Origin of the sequence: Cyanobium sp. T1B-Tous (genome assembly GCF_024345475.1) — a bacterium.
Classification (GTDB): domain Bacteria; phylum Cyanobacteriota; class Cyanobacteriia; order PCC-6307; family Cyanobiaceae; genus Cyanobium_A.
In genome coordinates this window covers 1-6,205 of record NZ_JAGQBE010000105.1, presented here as the reverse complement: position 1 = coordinate 6,205, position 6,205 = coordinate 1, and the positions used below count along the sequence as shown (strand labels likewise).

The following is a 6,205-nucleotide window of genomic DNA, read 5'->3' as shown; positions in this document are numbered from 1 at the left end:
GGAAGCCAATGTCGCCGAGGCGGCGGGCTACATCGCTGATCTCGCCAGAGAAAAGAACCTCGATGAAGTGCTCTGCGCAGAAGCCCTGCTCAGTTTGATGCGTGTTGTTCAGCTGGTGGAGGACACGGCACTCGAGTCAGCTCGAGCGGAGGCGCTGGCCAGAATCCGCGATGCTGATGACTGGCCTGCACTAGCGCTTGGCCTGCAACTGGAGTGCGCCATTTGGACGGAGGACCAAGACTTCTTTGGCAGCGGTATCGCCACGTGGACAACTCGCACGGTGGAGATCTACTTGAACAGTTGACTTGTCGTCGAGATGGGTCATGCCATTTGCATCTTCCAATTCCACTATCACTACTGCCTGCATCAGAGGCGAGGTGATTTGATAACGAGCATTAATGGTTCTTCTGGCATGGGGTCCAAAGTTCAGCGTGACTAGCTCACCCGGCGCGGGGGTGATCGGTGTGCAGGTCAGGGGTCGGTGATTCGACTACTGGTCTCTCACCGCCTGGCCTTGCAGGAAGTTGTGGATCATCTGCTCCATGCCGTTCTGCGTTCTCCCATGGGGACGCAGGCCCTTCTCGGCCCACACACGATCCAGCTCCTGGCGCAGCTTCTCAGGGATCCAGCAGGACAGCATCACCTTGCCCTCGCGGCTGGAGGTGCAATGGCGCTCAGGCGTGGACATCGAGCATGTTTGTGTGCATGTGCACAATCTGCCACTGCCAGGCCCTCTGGACCAGCAACCGCTGGACTGCCGAAATCCCTGGCCAAAGGGGCCATCGATCAGTCAGAATGAGAACCGTTCTCAGCAATGGGTGGGTAGATGGGTCAGCAGGTCGTTCAGGTGCCCGTCACCCTGCTCACCGGCTTCCTCGGCGCTGGTAAGACCACCCTGCTTAACCACATCCTCAGCAACCAGCAGGGGCTGCGCAGCGCCGTGCTGGTCAATGAATTCGGTGAGGTGGGGATCGACAACGAGCTCGTGGTGGCCACCAGTGATCAGATGGTGGAGCTCAGCAACGGCTGCATCTGCTGCTCGATCAATGGGGAGCTGCAGGAGGCGGTGCATCGGGTGCTCGAACGCCCCGAGCCACTGGATCTGATCGTGGTGGAAACCACCGGCCTAGCCGATCCGCTTCCCGTGGCCATGACGTTCATGGCCGGGGACCTGCGCGATCGGCTGCGGCTCGATTCGATCATCACCGTGATCGATGCCGAACACTTCAGCGTCACAGCTCTCGAAAGCCCGATCGCTCGCGCCCAGGTGGTGTATGGCGACATCCTTCTGCTCAACAAAGCCGACCTAGTGGATGAGCAACGGCTGAAGGAGGTTGAGGCCGAGCTGCGGGCGATCAAAACCGACGCACGAATTCTGCGGGCCAGCCGCGGTGATGTTCCCTTGGGCCTGCTGCTGAGCGTGGGGTTGTTTGAAACTGATCGCCTGGCATCGCTCCAGGCCCAGGAAGATGCCCATGAACAACATCACAACCACGGGGATCACCACCACCACGAGCATCACCACCATCCCCACACCCCGGAGCTGGAGGGCTTCAGTTCCGTGAGCCTGGCGGTGGACGCGCCGTTCGATCTGCGGCGCTTCCAGCACTTCCTTGACATCCAGCTGCCTGAATCGGTGTTTCGCGCCAAAGGGGTGCTCTGGTTCCGCGAAAGCGAGCGGCGCCATTTGTTTCACCTCTGCGGCAAGCGCTTCACGATCGATGACTCCGACTGGCCCGATGGCTCAGAGCGCCACACCAAAGTGGTGGTGATCGGCAAGGGCATTGACCAGGCAACGCTTAAGGCCCAGCTCGAGGCCTGCGTAGCGCTGCCATGAGCCAGACCCTGCTGATCTCTGGACCGCCTGGCTGCGGTAAAACCAGCTGGATCCTGAAGCGGGTCCAGGCTCATCGAGGCCCATGCGGGTATCTGCGGCTGGCCGGCTACCCCGACGAAGGGCTCGCCCAGGCGCCTGACGGCGGTATCGATCTGGCCTACCTGCAGGACCAGTGCCCGAGGCTGCTGGATCTGGCCGATCTCGATCAGGCCCTGGCACCAAGGCCGGAGCACCTTCTGGCGCTGATTGAACTACCCCAGTTCCAGCCGCCGACGGAATCGGGTCTTGGTGGGGTGGACCGGCGCGTGATTCCCCAACTGGAGGCATTGCATCTCAAGCCCGACGAGCATTTGCACTTCGGGCGAGATACCGCCTTGCCCCGCCAGGACACCCTGGATTTCAGCAGTTTGCAGGCCTGGGAAAGGAACCTGGCTGGGAGTGTGTGGGATCCGGCCAGCCTGAGCAGCTTCTGGTTTGAACTGGTGAACGGCGCCTATGGCGATGTGTACCGCGCCAAGGCCCTAATGAACCTGCCGGATGGCCGGGCCTTCTTCTGCAACTGGATGGTGAGCCAGGAGGGCTCCCAGTTTCTGCCGCTCCAGGCGCTTGCCCCGCCTGACGGTCGCCCGGAGCGCCTTTCCCGCCTGGTGGTACAGGGCAAGGGCCTCGATCCCGCCGCCATCGAGGTGACCCTCGCCGACTGCCTGCTCAGCCAAGCCCTGCCCCATTCATTCCCTTCCGCCTGATCGCCATGGCCCACGCCGTGATCTCCTGCCTGCACGCCAACCACGCCGCCCTGGAGGCCGTGCTCGCCGACATCGACCAACAGGGCATCGACACCATCACCTGCCTGGGCGATCTGGTGGGCTACGGCCCCCAGCCCAATGAGGTGGTGGAGTTAATCCGTCAGCGCGCCATCCCCACCTGCCAGGGCTGCTGGGATGAGGACATCATCGAAGGCCTCAACGCCTGCGACTGCAGCTACCCCTCCCAGCTGGCGGAAAGGCGAGGCCATCTGGCCCATCAGTGGACGGCCGATCAGCTGAGCGAGGAGAACAAGGATTTTCTTGCCAACCTGCCGATGTCGCTGCGGCGCGATCGGCTGCTGTTCGTCCATGGCAGTCCCAACAGTCAGCACGAATACCTGCTGCCCAACATGGATGCCTTCGCGGCGCTGGAGCGGGTCGAAACCGCCGAAGCCGACACCCTGTTCTGTGGTCATACCCATCATCCCTATGTGCGGGAGCTGCGGGATGGATCGATCCGGGTGCGCGTGCAGGAAGGTGTAGCCAGCGGCGGCCCATCTGAAGAAAGAGAAATCAATTTGCCGGTGCGCCGCATCATCAACGCCGGCTCGGTGGGTGAGCCGCGCCATGGCAACACCAACGCCACCTACGTGATTCACGACGAGCAGACGGGAACCGTTGAGATCCGGGAGGTGGCCTACGACGTGGAGCGCACCTGCCGGGCCATCGTCGAATCCGGCCTGCCGGCGATCTTCGCGTGGCGCCTGCGCCATGGCTTCGAGTACGCCGAGCGGGCCGATGACGCCAGCCACGTGTGTGAGCGCTGATGGCACGCTGGGCCTTAATAAGTGGTCTGCGCGGAGATCTGGAGGCCTATGAGGCCATCCAGGAAGATCTGCGCCACACCCGGCGGGTGGACACCCTATTTGTGTTGGGGGATGTGATCGGTCCGGCACGGAATTGCGATGCCCTGCTGAGCCGGTTGCAGCAGCCGCGTCGTGGCGAACTGCGGCCGCAGTGCCTATATGGCTGGTGGGAGGACCAGCTGTTGGCCGAACGGGGCTACCGGGGCGGGCGGCGAGCCGATGCCCTGCGCCTCAGCCAGGGGGAGACGGCCGTGGATGCCCTGCTCCAGGCCGTGGATCCTGGCCACATGGGCTGGCTGGCGGAGCTGCAGTTCGGCTTCATCGAGCTCGACTGCGCCCTGCTGCATGGCAGCTCGGCCACCGTGGAAGACAGCCTGGGCCCGGACAGCTCACCGCTGTTGTTGCTTGATCGGCTCACCCGCATGGAGGTGAACCGGCTGTTCACGGCGCGCAGCGGCCAGCAGTTCAGCATCGAACTCACTGGCGGCGGCATTGAGTCGCAGGTGCGGGATCTGGAGGGCCAACGGCACCAGCAGCAGAGCGTTCCAAAGCGCCAGGTGATCGGCATCGGGGCTGGAGTCCACTACACCATCTACGACCCCGGCACTGATCGCTTTGACTTTCTTGCCGCCGGCAGCAGGTCCCAGGAGCGGGCGCGGGGGTTTGCATGACCCCGCAGCTGGGGGGGACTTTGGAGACCCTGCAGGTTGACCTGGCCGGCCGACAGCTGCGCTTGGTGCTGGAGCGCCGGGGGCCTGCGGCGGCCCCCCTTTGGTTGCTGCTGCCGGCGCTGAGCACCGTGTCGAGCCGCGGTGAATGGAAAGCCTTTGCGAATGTGATGGGCGATCGGCGCCAGCTGGTGAGCTTCGACTGGCCCGGTTTCGGCGACAGTGACCGGCCAGCGATTGCCTACGACGCCGCCCTGCTGCGCTCGGCGCTGCAGGCCGTGCTCTCCTACCTCCGCACCACAACCCGTCAGCTGCCAATTGTGGTTGCCGCCGGCCACAGTGCCTCGGTGGCCCTGGGGCTGGCCACCGAATGGTCTGGGCTGTGGCAGGAGCTTGTGCTGGTGGCCCCCACCTGGCGCGGGCCCCTGCCGACGATGACCGGCTTGCCGCAGCAGCAGTTCAACTGGCTGCGGAGTCTTGTGGCAGCACCATGCATCGGCCCGGCGCTCTACCGGCTCAACACCAGCCGAATGGTGCTGCGCCTGATGCTGCGGCGTCATGTCTGGGTCGCCCCCGCCCTGCTGACACCGGCTCGGATCCGCGAACAGCAGCTTCTTGCCCGCCGCCCCGGAGCGCGCTTTGCCAGCGTGGCCTTCGTGAGCGGTGGCCTTGATCCGGTAGGTGATCGCACCTGGTGGCTGCAGCAGGCGCGGTTGCTCAAATGCCCGCTGCAGGTGGTGCTGGCGGCTGAGGCTCCGCCGCGCTCAAAGAAAGAGATGGAGGTTCTGGCCTGGGAGGCGGCTGATCAGCTCAGCGTGATTCCTGGTCGACTGGGGCTGCACCAGGAATTTGGGGCCCTACTGGCACGGCAACTGCTGGAGAGTTGCGTGTCTGCTGGCTGACCAGCAGCGCCAGCAGGAATCCTGCAAATTGCACGATCACCACACACGGACCGGAGGGCAGGTTGGTGAGGCCTGAGCCCAGTAGGCCCAGCAATGCACAGCCGCCGCCCAAGGTGGCAGAGGCAAGGGCATAGAGCGGGAAGTGGCGGCTCACGAGCCGCCCCCCGCAGGCAGGGATCACCACAAAGGCGCTGATCAGCAGCACCCCCACCGCTTTGATTGACACCGCCACCACCACCGCCAGCAGCACGATGAAGATCAGGCGGTGACGGTTGGCCCCCACCCCGAAGGCTCCGGCGAGATCGCTGTTGAGGGTGAGCAGCACCTGGGCCCGCAGGCTCAAGGCGAGATAGACCAATGCACCAAGCAGCAGCAGGCCGATCACCACCAGATCGCTCCAGCTGATGCCGAGGATGTCGCCGAACAGCAGCTGCTGGATGCCGCCGCGGTAGGTCTCCACCAAGCTCAGGGCCACCACCGCAAAGGCCAGGGAGGTGGAATACACGATGTTCAGCAGGGCGTCTGCCGGCAGGCCGCTGCGGGCCACCAGCTGGTTCACCAGCAGGGCGAACACCACCGCGAAAGGGATCAGCACCAGGGTGGGATTGACCCCCAGCAGGATTCCCAGGCTGATGCCCAGCAGGGCGGAATGACCGAGGGCATCGCTGAAGAACGAGAGCTGACGCAGCACCGCGAAACTGCCCAATAGCCCACCTAGGGCGCCGGTAAGCAAGCCGCCGAGCAGGGCCCGCTGCATGAAGGGCTGGCCAACAATCTCCAGCAAGCCTGCGGCATCAGCCATGGCCAGCAATCCCGGCATGGTTATGGCGGTAAGGCACCACATTGGGGCCATAGAGCTCGGCCAGCCGCGCCGCACTGAGGGCATGGTCGGGGGCACCGCTGCAACGCAGGCGGCGGTTTAAGCACAACACCTGATCACAGCTGCGGCGCACCATCTCCAGATCGTGCGACACCTGCAGCACGGTCCAGCCTTCCTGGCGGCGCAGATCCAGCAGCAGCTCCTGGAACTGCTCACTGCTGGGGGCATCCAGCCCCGCCTGAGCCTCATCGAGCACCAGCAACTGGCGGGGCCGCACCACACAGAAGGCCAGCAACACCCGCTTGAGCTGACCGCCAGATAGCTCGCTGAGCCGGCGTTCTGCCAGGTCCTGGCAGCCGGTGCGCT

9 protein-coding genes are annotated in these 6,205 nt (G+C 64.3%); 6 read left to right on the top strand and 3 right to left on the bottom strand.

The window, feature by feature from the left end; all coding sequences use genetic code 11:
- Nucleotides 1–304, top strand: a 304-nt coding sequence (locus KBY71_RS14515) for a PIN domain-containing protein (protein WP_254929603.1), incomplete at its 5' end; no start/stop codon positions are given.
- 186 nt (nucleotides 305–490) lie between these two features.
- Here KBY71_RS14515 and KBY71_RS14510 read toward each other — a convergent pair.
- Entirely contained in the window at nucleotides 491–688 is a 198-nt protein-coding gene (locus KBY71_RS14510) for a hypothetical protein (RefSeq protein WP_254929602.1), read from the bottom strand.
- Nucleotides 689–826: 138 nt separating this feature from the next.
- On the opposite strand from KBY71_RS14510, the gene KBY71_RS14505 reads away from it, so the two are divergent.
- Genes KBY71_RS14505 through KBY71_RS14485 form a run of 5 tightly spaced genes read left to right on the top strand, consistent with a single transcriptional unit; the run spans nucleotide 827 to nucleotide 5,019 of the window.
- Nucleotides 827–1,837 (top strand): GTP-binding protein, encoded by a 1,011-nt coding sequence (locus tag KBY71_RS14505; protein ID WP_254929601.1) that lies wholly within the window; start codon nucleotides 827–829, stop codon nucleotides 1,835–1,837.
- Entirely contained in the window at nucleotides 1,834–2,583 is a 750-nt protein-coding gene (locus KBY71_RS14500) for a GTP-binding protein (protein WP_254929600.1), read from the top strand. The genes KBY71_RS14505 and KBY71_RS14500 overlap by 4 nt, the downstream gene beginning before the upstream one ends.
- A 5-nt stretch (nucleotides 2,584–2,588) precedes the next feature.
- Nucleotides 2,589–3,410 (top strand): metallophosphoesterase, encoded by an 822-nt coding sequence (locus KBY71_RS14495; protein WP_254929599.1) that lies wholly within the window; start codon nucleotides 2,589–2,591, stop codon nucleotides 3,408–3,410.
- Nucleotides 3,410–4,120, top strand: coding sequence for a phosphoesterase (locus KBY71_RS14490; RefSeq protein ID WP_254929598.1), 711 nt, complete (start codon nucleotides 3,410–3,412; stop codon nucleotides 4,118–4,120). The genes KBY71_RS14495 and KBY71_RS14490 overlap by 1 nt, the downstream gene beginning before the upstream one ends.
- A gap of 20 nt (nucleotides 4,121–4,140) precedes the next feature.
- Nucleotides 4,141–5,019, top strand: a complete 879-nt coding sequence (locus KBY71_RS14485) for an alpha/beta fold hydrolase (RefSeq protein ID WP_181468387.1) — start codon at nucleotides 4,141–4,143, stop codon at nucleotides 5,017–5,019.
- Here the strand turns inward: KBY71_RS14485 and KBY71_RS14480 are convergent.
- Together KBY71_RS14480 and KBY71_RS14475 are read right to left on the bottom strand one after the other, a co-directional pair.
- The gene (locus tag KBY71_RS14480; RefSeq protein ID WP_254929597.1) at nucleotides 4,928–5,821 is read right to left on the bottom strand and encodes a metal ABC transporter permease; all 894 of its coding nucleotides are present in this window, start codon (nucleotides 5,819–5,821) and stop codon (nucleotides 4,928–4,930) included. The two genes, KBY71_RS14485 and KBY71_RS14480, sit on opposite strands and share 92 nt — an antisense overlap.
- On the bottom strand, nucleotides 5,814–6,205 hold a 392-nt coding region (locus KBY71_RS14475; RefSeq protein ID WP_254929596.1), incomplete at its 5' end, for an ATP-binding cassette domain-containing protein. The genes KBY71_RS14475 and KBY71_RS14480, both read right to left, overlap by 8 nt.

Bases quoted from the DNA above. Each gene is read 5' to 3' on its own strand.
- KBY71_RS14510 (WP_254929602.1), bottom strand. From the start codon at position 688: ATGTCCACGCCTGAGCGCCATTGCACCTCCAGCCGCGAGGGCAAGGTG.
- KBY71_RS14505 (WP_254929601.1), top strand. From the start codon at position 827: ATGGGTCAGCAGGTCGTTCAGGTGCCCGTCACCCTGCTCACCGGCTTC.
- KBY71_RS14500 (WP_254929600.1), top strand. From the start codon at position 1,834: ATGAGCCAGACCCTGCTGATCTCTGGACCGCCTGGCTGCGGTAAAACC.
- KBY71_RS14495 (WP_254929599.1), top strand. From the start codon at position 2,589: ATGGCCCACGCCGTGATCTCCTGCCTGCACGCCAACCACGCCGCCCTG.
- KBY71_RS14490 (WP_254929598.1), top strand. From the start codon at position 3,410: ATGGCACGCTGGGCCTTAATAAGTGGTCTGCGCGGAGATCTGGAGGCC.
- KBY71_RS14480 (WP_254929597.1), bottom strand. From the start codon at position 5,821: ATGGCTGATGCCGCAGGCTTGCTGGAGATTGTTGGCCAGCCCTTCATG.